Consider the following 20,901-nt stretch of genomic DNA (forward strand, 5'->3'; position numbering starts at 1 on the left):
ATATTATGCCTTTCTATAAATATACTTTGTAAAAAGGAAGTGGCTTGTGCTGTAGAAAATAATGGTACAAGAGAGAAGAACAAGAGCACCAATCCCAAGTGAATTCCTACCAAAGAGAAAGTCTCCAGAAGTTGGCCACGAATTTTCACCATTTGAAAACTGAAGGACGGTGTTGATATCTAAGTAGGTCAAAGGAATCCATTTGATGATTGTCTTCATCACTTCATGCGTATGGATAACAGAATAAGTGACTAGCAGTAAAGCGATAATCGCTGAAGGAATGTAAGCTTTTCTGATAAACTGTGAGAGGAGCTGTCCTAAACTTGTAATAAAGAGGATGGCCAGAAGTAGATAGAGCAGGCGCCAGAGCAACTCCTCGCCCTGAAATAAATCATAAGTTGCCCCAACGACAAAGTCAGGAAAGTTCCAAGAGCCCATGCCAAACTGGAGTCCAGCGAAGAGCGCAAAAACCAGCAAGGCAAAAAGAATAAGCAGGAGCACAAAACCAGCAGGGATAAACAGATGCTGGAAATGTAGCACTTTTTTATCCTTTTTCATCAGGTGGTAATAACGCAAACCATTAGGCATTTCCATCGCTAAGGTGTCCCCACAGATGAAAGTCAGCAGGATTAAACCATAAAGTCCTCCTAAGCCAATCAAAATATATTGGGCAGCGCCTAGGCCTGAGGGATTGAGTCCTGGAGCTTGGGTAAAGTCTTGCCCACTGTTTAGAACTTGGTGATACCACTTTGACATTGATTTGATATGCTCATGTCCTCCAACAAGAGAAGACTCTTCGCCTTTCTTTTCAGCTTCCTCCAATTTTTTTAGCGTCTTTTCGTTGTGAAGGTTCTCTAAACGCCAGAACTCCTTGTAATTGTTTTTTTCCAATGCATGGAGCTTTTCTTTATTTAATTTTAAATCTTCTTGCAATTCGACTAAAATTTCTTGGACATTTTCTGGAGGATTTTCAGATTCAATAAGAATTTCGGTCTCTTTAATATTTTTTTCATTAAAATGGATGTTTTCTTGCGTGATAACTTTTTGATTTATGTTAGTAGGAAGATTGGTTCCCACGGTTTCAAAGGCAATGAACTGGAGAATTAAGCCGATCAACAATAAGGAGAGAAGTACTTTGTTTTTATTGTTACTTAAAAATTTTTTTAGTATAAACATATTTTTTTCCTCATGAAAAGAGCGAAGGGAAAACAGTATATGTTTCCCTTTCGTCATTGTGTACTTCACTTAGTAAGTGTCGTAAATATAGGTTCGATAATAGAGTTTGCTCTTTTTATCATAAGAAAAATAAATCTCACGAAGTTTGTAACCCCGTATAACCCTCAATTCACGGTAAAAGGTCCGAACAAGTATACCTTGTGGTGTGTATACTCTTTGATGCACGACAGTAGCCACCCAGACTCTGGGTGCTGGTTTCTGAACGTCATTGGCCTGCGCTAAGCCAGATCCCGAAAAAAGTGCAAGAGCAGTGAGCGCAGTAATGATGAATTTTTTAAGATTTTTGCTTGGCATATGTTTTCCTACTTTCTATATAAATTATTGCGATACTATGTTTCAGTTCCTCCTTTCAATACATAATATCTTTTTTTGCCTTACACTGTATTAGACGTCAATACATTTTACTTTTCACTAAAAATATATTTTGTAGAATAGAAAACAAAAATTTCTTATTCTTCTAAAAAGGGGTGTTTTTTTCCCTTTCTCAAAGTTAAGCGCTTTATTTATGCTATATTTACTCTATAGTGGATACAGAAAGTGGAGGAAAAACAATGATTATAGGTGTTGTCAAAGACCTGAAACAAGGAGAAGAAAGAGTGGGCATGACACCAGAAAATGTAAAAATTCTGGTAGAGGCCGGTCATCAACTTTTTGTAGAAAATAAAGCTGGTGCAGGAGCTGGTTTTTCAAATGAGCAGTATATTGAAGCTGGTGCTGAGATTGTTGACCGTGCCAAGGCTTGGGAAGCAGAACTTCTTGTCCGGGTAAAAGAACCCCTGGAAGAAGAATACCAATACCTTAAACAAGGTCAAATCATTTGGGGCTTCTTGCATTTGCCAGCCAACAAAGCCTGCGTAGAGAAGATGATGGAAATGAATATTACGGCTTTTTCCGCTGAAAATATTGCGGCTGATGGCATTTTTCCTCTTTTGAAACCTTTAAGTGCTATTGCAGGGAGACGCGCAGTTAATCTTGGACAGTATTACTTGGAGAAACAGCATGGAGGGCAAGGGATTCTGCTTCCAGGTATTCCTGACAGCGGGATTGAAGCAGGACATGTTGTGATATTTGGTGGTGGAACGGCTGCCGAGAATGCAGCAGACATCGCCTTGAGTATTGGCTGTTCAGTTGTTATATTGGAGCTGAATGATAAGCGTATACAGGAGCTTGAAGCACGTTATTTAGGAAAAAACATTCAGATTATTAAGTCAACAACGGAAGCTTTGGAAGAACATATCAAAGAAGCAGATGTATTTATTTCAACAATTTTGATACCTGGTGCTAAACCGCCTAAACTTGTGAAGGAATATATGGTTAAGTTGATGAAACCTGGTTCAGTTATTGTGGATATTGCTATTGACCAGGGTGGAACAGTTGAAACGATTGAACATGCAACCAGTCATGCAAACCCCGTATTTGTAAAACATGATGTTATCCATTATGCAGTGCCTAACATGCCAGGAGCGACACCTAGAACATCAACTTTAGTGATGTCTAAAGGTAATATAGAATACTTGAAGCTCATTGCAGATAAAGGTTTAGATGAAGCGTTGGCCGCAAGCCTTCCTCTTACCTCTGGCATGAGTGTCTATAAAGGACAGATAGTTTCTCTTGCTTTAGCGGAATCTATCGACCTGCCCCATGTAGAGAAAAAATAAGCTAAAAATCATTGAGATATTTGTCTCAGTGATTTTTTATTTGCAGGTGTGAACACGTATAAGCTCTGAAATATGATATAATGAGACAAAGATTATAAATAAAAGAACAGGAAGGTATTTGTTTGGCTAAACATTCCGTAGAGTTTAAGTTGGAAAACCCCGAAGATGCAGTTTTGCTTTTTGGCTCACAGGATAAAAATGCACAGTTGATAGAATCTCAACTTGCTGTTGATATCAACTACAGGGGAGAAAGGGTGCAGATTTTTGCGGATAACGAGAATGCTCCTGAGCAAGCACGTAAGGTTCTGCAAGCGCTCCTGGTCTTAATTTCACGGGGATTACCTGTACACAGTTCAGATGCAATGATTGCAATCAAGATGGTGTTGGAAGATAATATTGAAAATTTCATCACACTTTATGAAATTGAATTGACGAAAGATGCTGTGGGGACACCAATCCGCTTAAAAAATGTGGGCCAAAAACTTTATGTAGACAGCGTAAAGCATCACGATGTCGTGTTTGGCATAGGACCTGCAGGGACAGGCAAAACTTTCTTAGCTGTTGTTATGGCTGTTCAAGCATTGCGTAATGGACAAGTGAAGCGGATTATCTTGACACGTCCGGCTGTTGAAGCTGGTGAAAATCTCGGCTTCTTGCCAGGCGATCTACAAGAAAAAGTAGATCCTTATCTGCGTCCTGTTTATGATGCTTTATTCCAGATTTTAGGAAAAAATGCAACCGAACGGATGATGGAGCGTGGAATTATCGAAATTGCACCTCTAGCTTACATGCGTGGACGTACTTTAGACGATGCCTTTGTTATCTTGGATGAGGCCCAGAATACAACAACGATGCAGATGAAGATGTTCCTCACGCGCTTGGGGTTCAACTCAAAAATGATTGTCAATGGGGACATCTCACAGATTGATTTGGCTTCTAAAGTAAAATCTGGCTTGATTGATGCGCAGGAAAAACTTTCTGGTTTAAACAGTATTGATTTTGTCTATTTTACAGTTAAAGATGTCGTTCGTCATCCTGTCGTGGCTCAAATTATCAATGCTTATGAGAAAAAAGGAGACAAACATGTCTGAAGGCTATGTTCTTGACTTGCGCAAAATATTAGGTCCCCGACCACTTGTGATTGCTTGTGCGAGTCTCATTATTTATAATGATGAAGGGATATTGCTCCAAAAGCGTAAAGATACAGGCTGTTGGTCTTATCATGGTGGTTCGATTGAGCCGGGAGAAACGGCAGAAGAAGCTGCAAGACGTGAACTGTTCGAAGAAATAGGACTGACTGTGAGTGATATGGAATTATTTACAGTATGTTCTGGAGAAGAGCAGCATTTCTGCTATCCCAACGGTGATGAAGTGCATATCGTTGATGTTGTTTACACAAGTAATGAATTTTCAGGAGCAATTCTTCTTGAAGCCAGTGAAGTCACAGATGCACGCTGGTTTCCTTTTGAGCAGTTGCCCAAAGATGTTATGCCTTCTACTCAAGCAGCTCTTTTAAATTTTGCAAAAAAGATGATGGAACAAAAGCATATAAAGTAATAATAAATAATAGGGAAGATAATGTATATCGAATTAGTTGATGAAACGGAACAAGTTTCAGAAGAGATTATCGAACAAACAGAAAAGCTATTAAAATTTGCGGCAGACTATATTAAGCTCGCGGAATCTAAGGAAATGGCTGTAACTTTTGTTGATAATTCACGTTCACAAGAAATTAATCTGAAATATAGAGAAAAAGATGCACCAACGGATGTCATTTCTCTCGAATATAAGCCGGATGAAGAAGAATTTTTCTTTGACGAGGATATGGAAATTCCAGAAGAATTGATGACAGAGTTGGATCCCTTTATCGGTGAGCTCTTCATTTCAATCGATAAGGCAGCAGAGCAAGCAAAAGAGTATGGGCATTCTCTTAAGCGTGAATACGGTTGGTTAGTGGTCCACGGCTTCTTACATATTAATGGTTACGACCATTATACTCCAGAAGAAGAAGCGGAAATGTTCGGACTTCAGGAGGAGATTTTGACTGCTTATGGACTTAAAAGATAAAGAAAAAGACGTAAAAATTTTTAATAAGGAAGATTTTGCTGACGGGGAAATTCCTGTGAGCTCGGAGCGCAAACGTTGGAAAAATACCAATATCGTCTCCAGTATGGAGTTTGCAATTACTGGAATTTGGACGGCTTTCAAAGAAGAAAGAAACATGCGTAAGCATGCTCTTTCTGCAGTATTGGCTTTGATTTCAGGTATTGTTTTTCAAATTAGAGAGTTTGAGTGGCTTTTCCTTTTCCTGGCTGTTTTTTTGGTTTTTACTGCAGAATTGTTGAACTCGGCTATAGAAAATGTTGTTGATTTAGCTGCAGACTACCAATTTCATTTGCGGGCCAAGAGAGCTAAGGATATGGCTGCTGGAGCTGTTTTAGTAATCTCTGGTTTTGCTTTGCTTGTAGCTTCCTTTATCTTTCTACCTAAAATTTGGAATATCTTTTTCTAAGAGTTAGCGACAAAGTGAGAAACTTCTTACGTCTTGGGCACCGGCTTCTTTCAGAACGGTTATAGCATGCTGTAGAGTACGTCCTGTAGTGTAGACATCATCAATAAGTAAAACTTTGTTAGGAACCTTTACTTTTGCTTTGAGAGTGAAGGTGTTTTTATTTTGCAGTCTTTTATTCCTGCTAAGGGTGTGCTGCGAAAGACCCTCTTCTTTTTCCAAAAGGGGCATGAAGTGAAGATGATCAATAAAGCCTACGACTTGATTAAAACCTCTTTCTTGCAAGCGTTTTTCACTTATAGGAACAGGGACAATGGTATAATCTTTTTCTTTCTTAAAGTAGTGACTAAAGGCTTTACGTAAACGATAATCTCCCATAAATTTATAACGACTAAAATAATCTTCCATGGCTTCGTTGTAAGTGAAGATTGCTTGGTGTTTGATGATTATCCCTTCCTCGTCTTCCCAGAAGCGGCAATCTGAACAGATACCATTTACTCCAGTTTTGAAACATCGGCTGCAGTGAGGTGGTTTTATGAAGTGGAATTTTGAATAACAAGAGGAACAGAGTCGAGGAGATTGAGGAAGGAGAAGGAAGAGCTGATAAAAGGAAAGCGAAGGAGAGAAATCAGATTGACAGAGTAAGCACTTCATCAGAAACCACCTGCTTGGTTCATTGCTCTAATATTTTTATAGGCTTCTAGCATGGAGTTGGTTTTGCCCAGATGGAAGAAATAAACCTTCCCATCAGGTCTTTGAGGGCTACGTCCAACACGTCCTGCGATTTGGATTAAACTTGACCGGGTAAAGTTATGATGATGGCTGTGATAGACGAAAACATCAACTTTAGGGAAAGTAACACCGCGCTCCAATATTGTTGTTGACACAAGGATGGAGATTTCCTTCTGTCTGAATTTTTCTACATTTTCTAGTCGCTGAGTACTTGTTGAGGCAACAAAAGAAATCGTTTCTTTAGGAAATTTTTCTACTAAATCTTGAGTCAGTGCTTTACCTTGTCTTATTTCAGGAACAAAAATAAGTAAGGGAAAACCTGTAGTTCTTTGTTTTTTAATCATTTGGTAAAATTTGCTCTGCCAGAAGAATTGTGGGAGAACAAGTGGGGAACCGTGAAAACGCCGCGGCAATTGTAATTTTTTGATGTGCCCTAATTTTACTTGTCTCTCTAAATCATGTGTAGTTGTTGCAGTTAGATAAATCAAGGTTGAAGAAGGTTTTCGCGCTTGGTTGAGCGCGAAAGAAAGAATGTCATTATCAGGGAAGGGGAAAGCATCAACCTCATCAAGAATGAGTAAGTCAAAGGAATGACGAAAACGTAAGAGTTGATGCGTTGTAGCAATGACTAGGGGAGAGCGACGGTAGGCTTCTCCTTCCCCGTGTAAAAGTGAGATGGGGCAGGAAAAGTCTTTCTTTAAACGCCGGTAAAGTTCCAGACATACATCAATCCGAGGGCTTGTCAAACCGACAGCTTCCCCTCTTTTTAGTGTTTCGTTAATGACTTGATAAATCATCTCTGTTTTTCCAGCGCCAGTTACCGCTTGGACGAGTATCGTTTCATGCTTTTGGTTCAAGTGGACCAGCTGTTCGGATATAGACTGCTGAGAGGGAGTCAAGTCCCCTTCCCAGCTGAGATAAGAGACTGCTGGGAAGCGCTCCGGAGGAAGATGGTAGAGTTTTTCATCGGAGCGAACACGTCCCATCTGAATACAGTAGGGACAATAGTAAGCCCCAATCGGTAACTGTACTTCTTTCTTCTCACTGGTTTTTCCACAGCGGCTGCATCTGACTTTAGTTTTTGAAATTTCTTTCATCCCCTCTAAAAGAATAGCCTGAATAGGTACTGCGCTTAATTCTTTTTTGAGGAGCAATCTCCCGTATAATTCGTTCATATTCTTCTTGGACGAAAAAAGTCGCATGTTTTCACTAATTTTGATAAAATTTATTTATGACGATTACTATAAAAAAGGATTTTTGTGCAGAAGAAGAAATCAAAAAGTCGCGCTTCATTTGCCATTTGAAGCGCGTTTATACTGAAGAAGAAGCGCGTGACTTTATTGCGAAGATAAAAAAAGAACATTATAAGGCGACACACAATTGTTCGGCTTTTGCTTTGGGTGATCGACAGGAAATTCAGCGCTCAAGTGATGATGGTGAACCTTCGGGAACAGCTGGGGTTCCCATGTTAGAAATTTTGAAAAAAAGACAAATTACGAATGTCTGCGCTGTAGTTACCCGATACTTTGGCGGAATTAAACTTGGTGCGGGCGGCTTAATACGTGCTTATGCTGGCAGTGTGGGACATGCTTTGGATCAAGTGGGCTTGGTGCAATTTGTCACTCAGGAAGAGCTCATACTGAAATTGGATTACAGTAATTTTGACAGCTTGCAGCGTTTCTTAAGTAAACAAGGTTTAGAAATCTCTGAAAGTGAATTCTTATCAGATGTGACCGTTAAACTTTTTGTGGATTTGGATGAAACAGAGCGAGTACTGGAAGATTTAATCGAGCAGTTTAGCGGAAAAATTTCTGTAACAAAAGGGGAAAAACAACTTGTAGAAGTGGACATTTAGAAAAGGGATTTATGAAAATTTTTAGAAGCTCGTTTATTGTTAGTATTATTGCGTTGGTTGCTGCCTATATTTATGCAGGCTGGGACGGTCTTATGATTACAGCCATTCTTGCAGTATTGGAAATTTCACTTTCAATGGATAACGCCATAGTCAATGCAAGAATTTTAGAACGGATGAGCCTTGCCTGGCGTAAAATATTTCTAACGGTGGGAATTTTAATTGCTGTAGTGGGGATGCGTTTGATTTTTCCGCTTTTGATTGTGGGGGTATCGGCTCACTTGGATCCGGTGAGTGCGATGCGCTTAGCTTTGGAAAAAGGGGATTCATCGATTCCAGGGACATATGGTTATATATTGCATCATGCTCATCCCACTATTGCCGCTTTTGGCGGAATGTTTTTGTTGATGCTAGCCTTGGGATTTTTCTTTGACAAAAGAGCACATACGTGGTTGAAATTGCCTGAAAAACTCTTACAACAAATTGGACATTTTCCGGCAGCCAATGCTATTATTTCTCTGATTATTCTCCTTTTAACAGCAGAATTTGTTGCTGCTGATGCACATGCGATTCTTTTTTCAGGGATTTTAGGTATTGTGACTTTTATGCTGGTTAATGGCTTTGGAGAGATGATGACAGAGCACTTGCCAAAGCATGCAACAGGAGAAGCGACGTATGCAGTTGGTCGTGCAGCCTTCTCGCTTTTCATGTACTTGGAAGTTATTGATGCTTCTTTTAGTTTTGATGGTGTGATTGGTGCTTTTGCAATCACTTCTGATCCAATTATTATTTTGCTGGGTTTGGGTGTCATAGGGGCAATGTTTGTCCGCTCTCTTACACTTTATTTGGTTGAAAAAGGAACACTTAATGAGTTAGTATATTTAGAACACGGGGCACATTGGGCAATATTGACCTTGGCTATTCTTATTTTAGCAAGTATTCGTTGGGAAATAGGTGAAGCGGTAACTGGATTACTTGGCGGTTTGATTATTGTGCTTTCCTTTATCTCAAGTGTCCTTTATAATCGTACACATTAAGCAAATTTTTGGAAAAAGCCTGTTATTAGTAGTGCGGTTATTTACTTCAGAAGCTCCTGCTTGGTCAGGAGTTTTTGACTTTTTTAAGTACGATGTGTAGATGAGAGCAATTAAAGATTGATAGAGGTTATTTTTGAAGCTGTTCACGTTATAGTCAATTCGCGGCAGATTTGAGTTGCATATGGCCATGCTGGATTGGGTTACGTTCTCTTATCGTGGCATTTGTCAATTATCAGTCAAGCAAGTTAAAAGTCAATAGCTAATACAATTCTTCGCCAAACCAGCACATCAGAATGATTGTTTATTTTTTCACCAGCAACACAGTGCATCATATTTTGCTATAATAAAAAAAGATGAATTTAGAAGAAAAACTCAAAGAATTTTTCGGTTACGAAAGTTTCCGCCAAGGGCAAAAGCAAATTATAGAACAAGTCTTACAAGGGACAGATACACTCGGTATCTTACCAACGGGGGCTGGAAAGTCGATTTGTTATCAGCTTCCAGCACTTTTACAAGAGGGGATAACTTTGGTCGTTTCCCCTTTGATTTCTCTCATGAAAGATCAAGTAGACCAGCTCAATATCGCCAATATCCCTGCTACTTTTATCAACTCAACTGTGGATGAGATGGAGGTACACTTTCGGATGCAACAGGTTGAAAGCGGCCAAGTTAAGATTTTATTTGTTGCACCGGAGCGTTTTGAACTGGAGTCTTTTAATTCCTTTTTACAGCACTTGCCCATTGATTTAGTAGCTATCGATGAAGCACATTGTATTTCCCAGTGGGGGCATGACTTTAGGCCCTCTTATGTTACTTTTGCTGAGCGTTTATCTGATTTGCCAACTTCACCGACGATATTGGCTCTGACAGCTACAGCGACTCCTCGTGTTTCACAGGATATTCAAGAACTTTTGCATATATCAGCAGAAAGTACTGTAAAAACTGGATTTTTACGAGAAAATCTTCGCTTTGAAGTAGTGAAAGGCAAGGATAAACGGGATTTTTTGAAGTCCTATTTAAAGGAGCATCAAGATGAATCAGGCATTATTTATGCCAACACACGCAAGGAGGTGGAAGAAGTTACGGAATGGCTCAACCGTAACCATTTTCCAGCAAAACGTTATCACGCAGGGCTATCTGAAAGGGAACGGCAGAAAAACCAAGAGGATTTTCTTTACGATGCTGTTCCGATTATGGTCGCAACAAATGCTTTCGGCATGGGAATCAATAAGAGTAATGTTCGCTTTGTGATTCATTATGGGATGCCTGCAACGATTGAAGCTTATTATCAGGAGGCTGGTCGTGCGGGGCGTGACGGTTTAGATTCGGATGCTGTTCTTTTGTTTTCACCTAATGATGTGCGTTTGCGCAACTTTCTCATCGAACAAGGTGAGGGAAGTGAGCAGCACAAGGAACAAGAGTACGAAAAGCTCAGACAGATGCAGGCTTATGCGAGTTCAGAAACTTGCTTGCAAGGCTATATTTTGCAGTATTTTGGTGATAAGGGTGAGGACTGTCACAAGTGCTCGAATTGTTTGGATGATCGTGAGCGTACGGATGTTACCTTGGAAACCCAAAAAGTGCTGTCCTGTGTAGTTCGCATGGAGCAGCGCTTTGGGAAGACAGCAGTAGCACAAGTATTGGTTGGTTCTAAAAATAAAAATTTAGCCCGCTGGAACTTTGAAAAACTCTCTACTTTTGGCATTATGAAAGACTATTCTCAAAAAGCGATTGGAGAATTGATTGACTTTTTGACTGGGGAAGGCTATCTGGTAGTTTCTGCGGGGAAATATCCCTTACTCGGGGTTTCGAAGCGCGGTATAGACGTGCTGCAGGGTAGAGAAAGAGTTTGGCGCCGTGCAGCTTTGAGTCCAGAGAAAAAGACGACAGCATCAGAATTATCCTTTAATGCAGAACTGTTTGAAGACTTGCGTACACTACGTCTTGAGCTTGCCAAAGAAGAAGGCGTTCCACCTTTCATGATTTTTTCAGATGCTTCACTGAAAGATATGGCACGAATCATGCCTCAGGGAGAAGAAGAATTTTTAAAAGTCTCTGGTGTGGGACAAGTAAAACTGAAAAAATATGGTAAAGCTTTCTTAGAAACTGTGAAAGCCTACGAAAATAGATAAATTCTTAAAGAAAAAACGCTTAAGATGCGCAATGAAACGCATCTCTGAGCGTTTTTTCTTTGGATAAAATAAGTTTCTTTCTCTCTTATGTTCAGGTTATTTTTGCTCACTCTCTCCGTTTTTAGCTGTCTTCTGATTTGCTTTAGCAAGAGTTTTATAAAGACCTTCCTTTTATTTTCTCGTGTAAAGTGCCGTGAGCGACGGAGCAAGCATATCTAAGCGGTCATTTGTTATCGTTTCAACAGATAAATCAAAATTATTGACAAACCATTCTTGCCAAATGGCTGTAACACCAGAAGCCATAAAGTTCACATATCTTGAGATGAGTTTCTTATCGTACATAGACAGGACATTTTCAATCGCAACATGGAAATGATTGTAGTACACCGCTTGTAGCATTGAGATAAAATCAATTCCGCTATTTTTGAAGAGTAAGCCCTTGATGTATTTGCGGTTTGCATAGAAATATTTATCGACGCCTAGAGCATTGTCGTACAGGGTAGCTTTTATTGCAGAAGAGCTGTTCATGTTCACAAAGTCAAGTAAATGGGTGTTCTTTTCTTGAAGCTTTTGGCTGAACCCAAGCAGCAGTTCTTCAACCAAGACATCAAGTACATCCCTTATATTTCTAAAATACTTATAAAAGGTTACACGACTGATTTGGATCGAAGACGTGATTTCTACAATTGAAATAGATGTTATAGGTTTGGTTTCTAAAAGCTCTATTGTGTGATTGATAATGGCTTGTGCAGTTTCAGAAAGCACTGTTGTAGTCCTCCATTTTGTCTATTTATTTTTGACATTCAAAAAGGAATAATTTATTAAGGTTTACAAATGTAGTTCAAATGTAAATTGTCAAAGTCGCATAATAATTATACAATAATAATACGAAAATAATAAATGTATTAATAAGAATGCTTTGAAAAGAATAATATTAACAAAAGATTAAGAAAAAAGTTGGCAAAAGTAATGTGACCTGATCTGATCTGGAGTGCTTTTGGCACCAATTTTCATCTTCAATAGCGTATTATGCGTCTAAAATAGGGGAAGAATTATCAATGGAGCCTTTTTCTATCTTCTCTGCTGGCTAGCTTTGAACAATAGACAAACAAGAACTGACTTCCTTTTTCAATCTTAAGTTCTTGTTTGTCTGCTGCTCAAGGAGAAAGTCTTTATAAGAAAGAGGAAAAAGCTCTCATCTTTTGGAAAAAAGCAAGGTTATTAAGCTTATAAAGGAGAAAAATTTTGCAAGAAATTCAAACAAAAAACAGTATTTTCAATGGGACAAATCTCAAACTTTTTGCAGTTGTCTTGATGATTTTTGACCATATCTTTCAGATGTGGAATACTGCTGACGTACCACAGTTCTTCAATATGCTGGGACGACCTGTTTTTCCCATCTTCTTGTTTTTAATGGCCGAAAGCTTTTTCTATACGAGAAGCAAGAAAAAACTCATGACCCGACTCTTGATTGCCTCTCTCTTGATGGGGGCAGGAAATATTTTGCTCAACGTTTATTTGCTGCGCAATCCAGACATTACGCTTATTAATAATGCTTTTTCAACTTTCTTCATGACAACGGTTTACATGTATGCTTGGGATTTATTGAAAGCCAAGAAGATTTTAAAAGGCATTGTCATTACTTTGCTCCCTATTTTACCTGCCCTTTTACAAGTTTTGATATTAAATGAGAATACACCAACTTGGTTGATACAGCTGTTCCTACTCGTTCCTAACATTTTGATGGTTGAAGGCGGCTTTATGGTGGTTATTTTAGGGCTTTTATTCTATATTTTTAGAGAAAAACGTTGGATTCAAATCTTATGCCTCGTCTTACTTTCAATGGGGCTGTTTCTTTTAGAAACTAGGGGCATTCAGTGGATGATGGTGTTTGCAGCGATACCGATGGCACTGTACGATGGGAAAAAGGGTAAAGGGATGAAAAATTTCTTTTATATCTTTTATCCAGCACACATCTACATTTTCTACATTTTGGCTACCTTATTCGCTAAATAGATTTAAATACTTATGAAGAAATTTATGGAAGGAGGAAAGACGTGAAGTGGTTTTGTCAAGGTGTCATTTCTTATGCAGTTATCGTAGCTGTTAACCTAGGAATTAAAAAGCTGTTGCTGGCCTACGTACCATTTTTACAGCATTCAGATTCAGCAGAGTGGACGAGCTGGGGAATTTCAATGATTATTGGGATTCTTCTTTTGTCGTATTTAGCTAGAGAACATTACAGAAGTAAATGACAAAAAAGTAAAGTGACTAATGTCAAAGCTCAACTAAAAGGAACAATGGAAATCGGAGAAGAAGTGCGAATCAATGTTTTTAGTCAAGTCCAGAGAACCGTTGTTCGTTGAAAAAATAGATTAAATGAAGTCAATATATTATAAAACTGAGAGAGGTGTTTAGCTATATTTTAGCGCTGTTTCTTATTTTATTTTTTACAGCACCATTTAATTCAGCTGAATCTAGTGTTTTAAATAGCATAGGATTTGCATAGTTCTTTTCGTATCAGGCATTAAAAATCGTGAAAAAATGGAAATGCGTGATATAAAAGTGAACCTCGCAGAGAAAGTAATATGAATTTGTTCGAAGCGTTGATATGAAGACAGTAGATTAACAAGAGGAGAACTGGAAGAAAAGACCAAGAGGAGTTTTTACACTGGGGCAAGGTTTTTGAATTTTAAATTAAAGAACAAAGAGAAAGATGAGGAGATAAGTATGACTCACATTACATTAAAAAACACCAGTACAGGTGCTACGCGCATAGTTAAACAAGGTTTTTCATGGACCGTATTTTTCTTTGGCATTTGGGCATTGATGTTTAGGGGCGAGTGGAGAGTTATTGGTTATATGTTCCTTGGAGTTACGATAGTTAGTTTTATTAGTTTCATGTTGACGGGGCAAATGTGGGAAGTTTCTTTGCCTTCATTGGGAGGTTTAACCTTTATTTATGCTTTTTTTGCGAACAAACAGTTAAAATATAGCTTGCTGAACAAAGGTTGGGAGATTGTTTGAGTTTTAAATCTAGAGAGCTAGATATTTTAAGTTTCCATATCGTGGTCTCTTTTTAGCATTATGGTTAAAATTTGAAGAAAAGCGTGCTGGCTTTTCTTTATTTTATTTGAAAAACACTTGACAAATGTCAGCGTTTAATTTAATAAGAAGTTCCAAAGAGAACTTCTTTTTTGTTGAAGCTCCGATACCATTATTCTAGAAAAGGGGAATAATAAAAATGAGGTGCTGTAAAAATTCCTCCATCGACTATTTCTCATCAAACACTCATTTCATTTGACCTTTTTTTTTTTATACTATAGACTCAGAAAGTAAACGTAACATTAGAAATACAAATGTAATGAAAAATCTAAACCACAGGTTACGTCAAAGGAGGAGTTTATGACACCAGAAAAGAAAAACCAGCGGCGGCTGCGCAACCTCGCGCTCCTGTCCCTCTTATTGCTCTTAGTAGGCGGCACCTTCGCCTTCCAAGCCTTCAACCAGCGGGCCATCAATGACCGCATCCGAGAAAACATCCCCGGAGGCCGTGTCCACGACTACTACAACCGTGACACGGAAAACAAGGACGTCTTCGTGGAGAACTATGGCAATGTGCCTCTCATGGCCCGTATCCGCCTCTCCGAGTTCATGGAGAAACGCTCAACAGGAGATACAGACTTCACCCCTATAGTGAACAATACCGTCCGTGACCAAGTGGACACTTGGACGGTCATGCGTCCCTCAGAGAACAACCTCAACACCCGTGTAGGAGACTCGGCAGCCTTCAACACCTACTCTAACCTAACCTTTGGTTGGAGCCGCTCAGGTCAAGATGCCCCATGGTTCATGCCTACCTTCAACCGGGACAACCAAGACCTGATGACAGCAGCCGCAGGACATGCCCGTGACTGGGTCACAAGCACAGCCACAGACGGTGTCACAGACGGCGCTACGCATCCCGGAGACGGTACAGATGCCTACTGGTCCTCTGGCGACAGCTTTGACAACAGCGGACCAGTTTGGCCGGGAGAAGAAGTCACCCATGATGCAGCTCAAAACCTGCAACAAGAGCGTGCTCCGATGACCATCAGCCAGTGGGCAGCCTTACCTAATAACCTGAAAGTCGGGAACTTCTGGGTCATCGACCACCAAACAGGCTGGGCTTACTGGGCCAACCAACTTCAAGCAGGAGAGACCACCTCTTACCTCTTGGATGCAGCAGAGATGACCGCAGCAGCGAATGCTATCCCGGGAGAATATTACTACGGTATCCATGTGGACGGGCAACTGATCAGTCCCGACCGTATCAATGACTTCTTGGCTGCAGATCCAAACTATACGCATCATGATGACTTGTCAGACTTCTTGACAGCTGTACAGAATGGCTCTATTGATAACAACTGGGGGAACCCGGGGCCTGAGGAGAATGTTCAACCCGACCAAATCAATTTTAGCATTATGGCACCGGGGACTATCTTCACTATGGCTAATGAGCAGTATCGTTATTTGGAGAATCAGGGTGGTGGGAATCATTTGATTATTCGGAATGAAGCTGGTGTACAGATTTCTTGGGATAATCAGAATACTCGTCTCAATCAGTGGTATGATGCTCTTGACCCAGCAGTTCAAGCCATGGTACAACCTGTAGAAAATACTTTCACAGTAGGAAGTATTGCATTTGCTGATGTTACTTTTGAGGGTAATGGCTGGATACCGCTTCATCTAACAGGAGAAGTAGGTGCAGATAATTCTGCCGTTGACCTAAGTGGTACCAGCCGAGCTTTTTCTCTGTCATTGGCAGATGTGGCACGTTTGTCAGGTCCAGGACTAGCTTGGGAAAGTCGTGAGGAACGTCGCACGGGTCAAATGCGTACATGGTGGCTTCGTACGCCTGGAGAAAGTGGTAGAGGCTGGCGCTTGACCACCGGAGGTGCCCTGCAAACTTATGATTCTAACGCTCAACTAAGGATACGTCCAGCACTTATCGTCCACCAGTAAGTAGTATATAGGAAGGCATGCTCTCTCAAATTCCACTGAGGGACATGCTTTTTTATGTTCTCTGTGCGTAGAAGGTATTTACTCATTAGAAAGTATTTTTTTGTATAATAGAAAGATGAAAAAGATAGCGATTATAGGTGGGGGCATCATTGGGATGACTTTGGCCAATTATTTAGATAGAGAACAATTTGAAATTACGGTTTTTGACTCAGGGAAAAATCAAGCAACAGGGGCGAGCGCCGGGATTATTTCACCGTGGTTGTCCAAGAGACGTAATAAAAAATGGTATGCTTTAGCGCGGGATGGAGCGTCCTTTTTTGAGCAATTGGTGACGGATTTTAACTTACACGAAAGTATCTATGAAAAATGTGGTAGCTTGTTTTTGAGAAGTTCAAAAGCACTTCAAGAGCTTGAACAGCTTGCCTTAGAGCGTAGAAAAACGGCACCAGAGATTGGTGAAATTCGCCGTCTAAGACCAGAGGAAACAGAAAAAAAGCTGCCTTTACTTAAAGCAGCGGAGAGTTTGTATATTTCAGGTGGTGCTCGTCTAGATGGAAAGGCTTACTTGGAACACCTTCGCGCACGAGCAGAGGCAAAAGGGATTCACATCATTAAAACTGAAGCCAGAGTAAGGAGGAGAAGGCATGACTGGGAGGTTGCTTCAACTCAAGAAAGCTTCTTTGTGGATGAACTGGTTTTGACACCTGGACCAGCATTGAAAAGTCTGTTGGAACAGCTGGGATATTCGGCAGCTGTTTCCCCTCAAAAAGGGCAGCTTTTGTCCTTTGATACAAGCTTTGAGACGGGAGAATGGCCAGTGGCTTTCTTGGATGGCGAGGCAGAACTCATTCCTTTTCAAGAGGGACGTCTGCTTCTGGGCGCTACACATGAGAATGAAGCGGCTTGGGACTTAAGTCCCACCCAAGAAGCTTTTGAACAGTTGACAAAGGGAGTACAACCTTTTTTGAAAGAAGATTTTTTCACAAAAACAGCCTATAATTATCGTGTAGGAACACGGGCTTATACACCAGATTTTGCACCGTTTTTCGGTCCAATAGAGGGCGAAGCAGGTTTAATAGTGGCGAGTGGATTGGGATCCTCAGGCTTAACGACAGGACCCTATATTGCCTATCTTTTAGCGCAGTATCTCAACAGTACTCAACGTCAATGGGAGATGGGGATATATACAAAAGATTTGAAAAACTATATAAAAGCCAAAAATGCTTCAAAATAAAAGACGTATCAAAGGGTGTGTTATAATGGAAAAGATAGATTGAAAAAACAGAAAGATAGTAATGGCCAAAATATCAGATTTAATCGTTAATACACCAGAAAAAACAGAAGTTGAAGGCATTTTTCATAAGCATTCGAAAGGTTTTGGTTTTGTGAACCCACTGGATGCAATCGACAAGAGCAATGATATCTTCATCTCACCAAAATTTACCAAATCAGCCATGGATGGAGATACTGTCCTTGTTCGAGTGCTTCATCAAAAAAATGCGAAACGTGGTGCAGATGGGCAGATTATAAAAATTATAAAGCGCTCTGTTACTGAAACCGTTGGGACCTATAAAAGTTTATCAAGTCGTCAAAGCAAATTGACGGGTTATAAAGGAATCATTCAACTTTACAATGAAAAAATAACAGATCCTTTGTACATTAGGCAGCCTCTTCCCGGGTTACAGGAAGAAGATGTGGTACGTGTCAAAGTAACACAGCATCCAGATGAAGACAAGGCTTTTGAAGGGCAATTGCTAGAAATTATCGGTCACAAGGATGATGTCGGGATCGATATTTTAGAGGTGCTTTGTGCCATGAAAATTCCGCAAGAATTTACACCGGAGACAATAGCTCAAACGGAAGCAATACCAGAAGAATTAACCGAGGAAGACCTTGCTGGTCGTGAAGATTACCGTTCAGAAATCACTTATACGATTGACGGTGAGGATTCGAAAGACTTAGATGATGCCATCCATGTTAAGAAGTTAGCCAATGGAAATTATGAGCTAGGTGTTCACATCGCTGATGTTTCTCACTATGTGACCGATGGCTCCCCTTTAGATGAGGAGGCCTTCGCACGTGCCACATCTGTCTACGTTACAGATCGTGTTGTGCCCATGTTGCCGGTAAAACTTTCAAATAACCTTTGTTCGCTGAACGAAGCCCAAGAACGTCTAACCATGTCATGCATTATGGAAATCAATAAATCAGGTAAAATTATCAATTATAAGATTGGTCCATCGGTGATTAAGACAACTTATCGCATGACCTATTCCACAGTGAACAAGATGCTCAACAAAGGCCAAGAAGGACATCGTGAAAGTTTAGAGCAGTTCCCTAAAATTGTGGACTCTGTTGCTATTGCTGGCGAACTTCATGCGCTGCTCGAAGAGATGCGCCATCAACGTGGCATGATCGAATTTGATGAAAGTGAAGCGAAAGTTCTCTTGGACGAAAAGGGGCATGCGATTGATGTTGTGAAACGTGATCGTGGCACGGCAGAACGTATGATTGAGTCCTTTATGCTGGCAGCCAACGAAACAGTTGCCCTTGATTTTCGGAAGAAAAAACTGCCTTCGCTTTACCGCGTGCATGACAAACCTAAGGAAAAAGCGTTTGCCAAACTGATGGAAAAGGCTGCAGATGCTGGATTTAGCTTAAGCTCTGATTCTCATGAAGCCGTGAATTACTTTGCGGAAGAGATTAAGGGTACAGCATTTGAAAAAACGCTGACTTATCAATTACGTCATACCATGTCAACAGCTTTGTATTCTGAAAAAAATACGCATCACTATGGTTTAGCCGCGACGGACTATACACACTTTACCAGTCCAATTCGTCGTTATCCCGACTTGGTTGTACATCGTTTGCTTCGTCTTTATTCAAAAGATCATTCCAACCGTACAAAAGAAGAATGGAAAGACCGTTTGCCTGAAATTGCTAAACAGTCTTCCGACATGGAACATCGTGCAGTTGTGACGGAACGCATCGTTGACGCCATGAAAAAAGCAGAATATATGCAAGATCATATTGGGGAAGTTTACACAGCTACCGTAACCGGTGTTCAAAAATTTGGCCTTTTCATGGAACTTGAAAATACTGTACAAGGTTTGATTCGTACGGTCAATCTTCATACCGGTGTTGAAGAAGCTATCGAATTCGATGAAGAAGAAGACATTTTCAAGGGCAAAAAATCAGAAAAAACTTACCGCATGGGTGATGTCCTAAAAATTCGTGTCATTTCCGCCAACAAGCGTAAAGGGACCGTTGATTTTGAGGAAGTTATTGAAGAATAAAGGTTCTGTATACTCTGTGGTGGTAGATGAAAATCTACTGCCATTTTTTTGTAGGAAAAAAGCCATAGTAATCCGCTAAAATGAAGTTACCAACCACCATTTATTAGTTAGGATTCCTATGACTCATTCAGATTCTATCACACTTTCGCTCGACTTGAAAGCCTCAGAGTTAGATTTTCCACTGGAAAATTTTGTTCGCGAAGACTACACTAAGCTTACAGGGTATCACAAAGCCTTGATTTTCAAAGCTACCTATCGCCCCAAGAAGACCATTTGTAGTAGCTGTGGTGTCATTTCTGAGTCTCGTAAAGTCCGTGATTACAGGACTTCTGAGGTGCTTATGACACCTGCCGGACACAGGCCAAGAGTTCTGGAGTTGACCAAAGCAAAGTATAACTGTGCAGATTGTGGCGTTACTTTTACGCCTACACCTTATTTCGTAGAACCTGGGGGAAATATCTCATCTACTGTTAAGGTCGCTATCCTCCTTGATTTCAAGGTCAAGATGGCAATGAAAGATGTGGCAAAGCGTTACTTTGTGTCGCCTGCTTTCTGCTGGCAAATCGTGGATCAAATCTCTTTAAAACAAGCTTTTAGGCAGCTGCCAGAAGTCCTGTGTTTTGATGAATTTAAAGCCACTCAAAATTCTGATAATGGCTTAGCTTTTGTCTACTCTGATGGCTTGACACATGATATTATTGACATCCTAGAAAGTCGTAAACAAGCGGACTTGATGGCCTATTTCCTGAAATTTCCTCGCTCTGAACGTCTGAAAGTCAAAACCATTGTCATGGACATGAATTCCTCCTATCCTGCCCTCTTGACGCTTTTTCCCAACGCTCAGCTGATTATTGACGGCTTTCATGTGGTCCAACAGTTGTCACGAGCCTTTAACCAGCTGTGAGTCAAGGAAATGAAGGCACTCAAAAACCTCAAGGGCGACAAGAGGAAAATCTACCGCAAATTCAAGAAATACTGGCGCCAGATCCTCAAATGGAACGGCAAGGTCAATTATCAGAACCGGAAACAATGGCCACTTTTCAGGGGCGAATGGCGGACCGAAGGTGAGGTCATTGATTATCTTTTGGCTTATAGCCCGCAGCTTCAAGCGGCTTATGAAGTCTATCAAAGTGCACTGGATGCTTTTCAGAACAAGCAAGCAGAGGACTTTTTTGAAGTCATCCAAACCCTGCCTGAAAGCTTGCCAGAGGACTTTAAAAAGTCTTGTCGTTACTTGCTTAAACACAAGCAGGCTATTTCACGAGGCATTGTTTCGCCCTATTCCAACGGCCCACTTGAAGGCAAGAATAATCTTTGTAAACTCATTAAACGCATTGCCTTTGGCTTTGTCAGATTTGACCATCTCAGAAAACGGATTTTACTCCAACAAATTCTCTCAAAAACAAACTAAAAAGCTGCCCCAAGGCAACTTTCTCATACTCATT

At 40.3% G+C, this 20,901-nt stretch carries 19 protein-coding genes and 1 pseudogene; 15 read left to right on the top strand and 5 right to left on the bottom strand.

The features are described 5' to 3' along the window. Window positions 1–3 precede the first annotated feature (3 nt). Both ACGHCK_RS03850 and ACGHCK_RS03855 read right to left on the bottom strand, forming a co-directional pair. Window positions 4–1,176 carry a hypothetical protein gene (locus tag ACGHCK_RS03850; protein WP_202231026.1) on the bottom strand — a complete coding sequence of 391 codons (1,173 nt, stop codon included), beginning with the start codon at window positions 1,174–1,176 and terminating at the stop codon, window positions 4–6. Window positions 1,177–1,245: 69 nt separating this feature from the next. Continuing rightward, the gene (locus ACGHCK_RS03855) at window positions 1,246–1,530 is read right to left on the bottom strand and encodes a hypothetical protein (RefSeq protein ID WP_202231027.1); all 285 of its coding nucleotides are present in this window, start codon (window positions 1,528–1,530) and stop codon (window positions 1,246–1,248) included. A 257-nt stretch (window positions 1,531–1,787) separates the two neighbouring features. On the opposite strand from ACGHCK_RS03855, the gene ald reads away from it, so the two are divergent. From ald to ACGHCK_RS03880, 5 genes are all read left to right on the top strand, one after another. Then, entirely contained in the window at window positions 1,788–2,894 is a 1,107-nt protein-coding gene (gene ald, locus ACGHCK_RS03860) for an alanine dehydrogenase (RefSeq protein WP_271328252.1), read from the top strand. A gap of 122 nt (window positions 2,895–3,016) precedes the next feature. Beyond that, on the top strand, window positions 3,017–3,985 hold the full coding sequence (locus tag ACGHCK_RS03865; RefSeq protein WP_251423068.1) for a PhoH family protein: 969 nt from the start codon (window positions 3,017–3,019) through the stop codon (window positions 3,983–3,985). Then, entirely contained in the window at window positions 3,978–4,451 is a 474-nt protein-coding gene (locus ACGHCK_RS03870) for an NUDIX hydrolase (protein ID WP_251423070.1), read from the top strand. The genes ACGHCK_RS03865 and ACGHCK_RS03870 overlap by 8 nt, the downstream gene beginning before the upstream one ends. A 21-nt stretch (window positions 4,452–4,472) precedes the next feature. Continuing rightward, entirely contained in the window at window positions 4,473–4,961 is a 489-nt protein-coding gene (ybeY, locus tag ACGHCK_RS03875; RefSeq protein WP_251423074.1) for an rRNA maturation RNase YbeY, read from the top strand. Next, window positions 4,945–5,406, top strand: coding sequence for a diacylglycerol kinase family protein (locus ACGHCK_RS03880; RefSeq protein ID WP_271328253.1), 462 nt, complete (start codon window positions 4,945–4,947; stop codon window positions 5,404–5,406). Before ybeY ends, ACGHCK_RS03880 begins: the two co-directional genes overlap by 17 nt. A gap of 3 nt (window positions 5,407–5,409) precedes the next feature. On the opposite strand, the gene ACGHCK_RS03885 is transcribed toward ACGHCK_RS03880, so the two are convergent. Both ACGHCK_RS03885 and ACGHCK_RS03890 read right to left on the bottom strand, forming a co-directional pair. After that, the gene (locus ACGHCK_RS03885; RefSeq protein ID WP_237459990.1) at window positions 5,410–5,811 is read right to left on the bottom strand and encodes a ComF family protein; all 402 of its coding nucleotides are present in this window, start codon (window positions 5,809–5,811) and stop codon (window positions 5,410–5,412) included. Window positions 5,812–6,056: 245 nt separating this feature from the next. Beyond that, entirely contained in the window at window positions 6,057–7,310 is a 1,254-nt protein-coding gene (locus tag ACGHCK_RS03890) for a DEAD/DEAH box helicase (RefSeq protein ID WP_271328255.1), read from the bottom strand. 56 nt (window positions 7,311–7,366) lie between these two features. On the opposite strand from ACGHCK_RS03890, the gene ACGHCK_RS03895 reads away from it, so the two are divergent. From ACGHCK_RS03895 to recQ, 3 genes are all read left to right on the top strand, one after another. After that, on the top strand, window positions 7,367–7,990 hold the full coding sequence (locus ACGHCK_RS03895) for a YigZ family protein (protein WP_251423080.1): 624 nt from the start codon (window positions 7,367–7,369) through the stop codon (window positions 7,988–7,990). An 11-nt stretch (window positions 7,991–8,001) separates the two neighbouring features. After that, window positions 8,002–9,024 (top strand): DUF475 domain-containing protein, encoded by a 1,023-nt coding sequence (locus ACGHCK_RS03900; protein WP_251423083.1) that lies wholly within the window; start codon window positions 8,002–8,004, stop codon window positions 9,022–9,024. A gap of 353 nt (window positions 9,025–9,377) precedes the next feature. Beyond that, complete coding sequence (gene recQ, locus ACGHCK_RS03905; RefSeq protein ID WP_202231037.1) at window positions 9,378–11,156, top strand: DNA helicase RecQ; 1,779 nt, start codon at window positions 9,378–9,380, stop codon at window positions 11,154–11,156. A gap of 171 nt (window positions 11,157–11,327) precedes the next feature. Here the strand turns inward: recQ and ACGHCK_RS03910 are convergent, their stop codons facing one another. Further along, window positions 11,328–11,921, bottom strand: a complete 594-nt coding sequence (locus ACGHCK_RS03910) for a TetR/AcrR family transcriptional regulator (RefSeq protein WP_251423086.1) — start codon at window positions 11,919–11,921, stop codon at window positions 11,328–11,330. A gap of 480 nt (window positions 11,922–12,401) precedes the next feature. Here ACGHCK_RS03910 and ACGHCK_RS03915 point away from each other — a divergent pair, with 480 nt between their 5' ends. The 7 genes and pseudogenes from ACGHCK_RS03915 (at window position 12,402) to ACGHCK_RS03945 (ending at window position 20,867) form a co-directional block, all read left to right on the top strand. Next, entirely contained in the window at window positions 12,402–13,172 is a 771-nt protein-coding gene (locus ACGHCK_RS03915) for a TraX family protein (protein ID WP_237459991.1), read from the top strand. A 41-nt stretch (window positions 13,173–13,213) separates the two neighbouring features. Continuing rightward, window positions 13,214–13,411, top strand: coding sequence for a hypothetical protein (locus ACGHCK_RS03920; protein WP_202231039.1), 198 nt, complete (start codon window positions 13,214–13,216; stop codon window positions 13,409–13,411). Window positions 13,412–13,886: 475 nt separating this feature from the next. Further along, complete coding sequence (locus ACGHCK_RS03925; protein WP_202231040.1) at window positions 13,887–14,183, top strand: hypothetical protein; 297 nt, start codon at window positions 13,887–13,889, stop codon at window positions 14,181–14,183. 378 nt (window positions 14,184–14,561) lie between these two features. Continuing rightward, window positions 14,562–16,160: a hypothetical protein gene (locus tag ACGHCK_RS03930; protein WP_394304475.1), complete on the top strand. Its 1,599-nt coding sequence runs from the start codon at window positions 14,562–14,564 to the stop codon at window positions 16,158–16,160. A gap of 115 nt (window positions 16,161–16,275) precedes the next feature. Further along, on the top strand, window positions 16,276–17,394 hold the full coding sequence (locus tag ACGHCK_RS03935) for an NAD(P)/FAD-dependent oxidoreductase (RefSeq protein ID WP_251423685.1): 1,119 nt from the start codon (window positions 16,276–16,278) through the stop codon (window positions 17,392–17,394). Between the two features lie 61 nt (window positions 17,395–17,455). Continuing rightward, a complete protein-coding gene (rnr, locus tag ACGHCK_RS03940) occupies window positions 17,456–19,456 on the top strand; it encodes a ribonuclease R (protein WP_271328379.1) in 2,001 nt (666 codons plus the stop codon). A 511-nt stretch (window positions 19,457–19,967) separates the two neighbouring features. Further along, window positions 19,968–20,867, top strand: a pseudogene (locus tag ACGHCK_RS03945) (ISL3 family transposase). Window positions 20,868–20,901: the final 34 nt, after the last annotated feature.

It is taken from the genome of Lactococcus muris, from assembly GCF_042849115.1.
Taxonomy (GTDB): Bacteria; Bacillota; Bacilli; order Lactobacillales; family Streptococcaceae; genus Lactococcus; species Lactococcus muris.

What these genes read in the sequence shown, in the direction of transcription:
- ACGHCK_RS03850 (WP_202231026.1), bottom strand. Translation starts at nt 1,176, where the DNA reads ATGTTTATACTAAAAAAATTTTTAAGTAACAATAAAAACAAAGTACTT.
- ACGHCK_RS03855 (WP_202231027.1), bottom strand. Translation starts at nt 1,530, where the DNA reads ATGCCAAGCAAAAATCTTAAAAAATTCATCATTACTGCGCTCACTGCT.
- ald (WP_271328252.1), top strand. Translation starts at nt 1,788, where the DNA reads ATGATTATAGGTGTTGTCAAAGACCTGAAACAAGGAGAAGAAAGAGTG.
- ACGHCK_RS03870 (WP_251423070.1), top strand. Translation starts at nt 3,978, where the DNA reads ATGTCTGAAGGCTATGTTCTTGACTTGCGCAAAATATTAGGTCCCCGA.
- ybeY (WP_251423074.1), top strand. Translation starts at nt 4,473, where the DNA reads ATGTATATCGAATTAGTTGATGAAACGGAACAAGTTTCAGAAGAGATT.
- ACGHCK_RS03880 (WP_271328253.1), top strand. Translation starts at nt 4,945, where the DNA reads ATGGACTTAAAAGATAAAGAAAAAGACGTAAAAATTTTTAATAAGGAA.
- ACGHCK_RS03885 (WP_237459990.1), bottom strand. Translation starts at nt 5,811, where the DNA reads ATGGAAGATTATTTTAGTCGTTATAAATTTATGGGAGATTATCGTTTA.
- ACGHCK_RS03890 (WP_271328255.1), bottom strand. Translation starts at nt 7,310, where the DNA reads ATGAACGAATTATACGGGAGATTGCTCCTCAAAAAAGAATTAAGCGCA.
- ACGHCK_RS03895 (WP_251423080.1), top strand. Translation starts at nt 7,367, where the DNA reads ATGACGATTACTATAAAAAAGGATTTTTGTGCAGAAGAAGAAATCAAA.
- ACGHCK_RS03900 (WP_251423083.1), top strand. Translation starts at nt 8,002, where the DNA reads ATGAAAATTTTTAGAAGCTCGTTTATTGTTAGTATTATTGCGTTGGTT.
- recQ (WP_202231037.1), top strand. Translation starts at nt 9,378, where the DNA reads ATGAATTTAGAAGAAAAACTCAAAGAATTTTTCGGTTACGAAAGTTTC.
- ACGHCK_RS03925 (WP_202231040.1), top strand. Translation starts at nt 13,887, where the DNA reads ATGACTCACATTACATTAAAAAACACCAGTACAGGTGCTACGCGCATA.
- ACGHCK_RS03930 (WP_394304475.1), top strand. Translation starts at nt 14,562, where the DNA reads ATGACACCAGAAAAGAAAAACCAGCGGCGGCTGCGCAACCTCGCGCTC.
- ACGHCK_RS03935 (WP_251423685.1), top strand. Translation starts at nt 16,276, where the DNA reads ATGAAAAAGATAGCGATTATAGGTGGGGGCATCATTGGGATGACTTTG.
- rnr (WP_271328379.1), top strand. Translation starts at nt 17,456, where the DNA reads ATGGCCAAAATATCAGATTTAATCGTTAATACACCAGAAAAAACAGAA.